Below are 201 nucleotides of genomic sequence, written 5' to 3'. Positions count from 1 at the left end.
CCGCCGATGGCCACGCCGACCACTTCTGGGCCTTGGGCCTCGCTATCGAAGCGGCATCCCAACCCAGCGCCCCCATCGAATATCAATCCACCGGGCGCCGCAGCGCCTGCGCCGATAACCGTCTCAGCACCACCGATACCGGCTTTGGCACAGTAGCCGGCGGCAGCAATTTTGGAGGCTTCAACTAATGGCCGACTTTGA

1 protein-coding gene is annotated in these 201 nt (G+C 63.2%); it reads left to right on the top strand.

The window, feature by feature from the left end; genetic code table 11:
- A partial coding sequence (locus MO867_RS23500) for a hypothetical protein (protein WP_252473594.1) occupies nucleotides 1-188 on the top strand: 188 nt, incomplete at its 5' end.
- Nucleotides 189-201: the final 13 nt, after the last annotated feature.

This window comes from Microbulbifer okhotskensis (assembly GCF_023895975.1).
Lineage (GTDB): Bacteria > Pseudomonadota > Gammaproteobacteria > Pseudomonadales > Cellvibrionaceae > Microbulbifer > Microbulbifer okhotskensis.
Note: the sequence above shows the minus strand (reverse complement) of the source record. Positions and strands in the feature narration are given on the sequence as shown.